The organism is Aliiroseovarius sediminis, from assembly GCF_022678485.1.
Lineage (GTDB): Bacteria > Pseudomonadota > Alphaproteobacteria > Rhodobacterales > Rhodobacteraceae > Aliiroseovarius > Aliiroseovarius sediminis.
In genome coordinates this window covers 1-223 of the sequence record NZ_JALBYP010000004.1, presented here as the reverse complement: position 1 = coordinate 223, position 223 = coordinate 1, and the positions used below count along the sequence as shown (strand labels likewise).

1 protein-coding gene is annotated in these 223 nt (G+C 59.2%); it reads left to right on the top strand.

Annotation, left to right across the window (positions count from 1 at the left end; all coding sequences use genetic code 11):
• The coding region (locus tag MN186_RS00020) for a DDE-type integrase/transposase/recombinase (protein WP_338024976.1) at positions 1-223 on the top strand (223 nt) is incomplete at both ends.

Here is a 223-nt window from a genome sequence, read left to right as displayed (position 1 = left end):
GTGAAAACCTGTGCCTGATGGCCGACACCAGTATCTCGGGAGCCCGTGTCGCCCGCGAGTTGGATGCGCTGGTGCGGGTCTACGGAAAACCAGGTTGCATCGTCAGCGATAACGGGACGGAGTTCACCAGCCGGGCCATCCTGAAATGGGCCGACCAGAACGATGTGCCGTGGCATTACATCGACCCAGGGAAACCGCAGCAGAACGCCTTTATAGAGTCGTT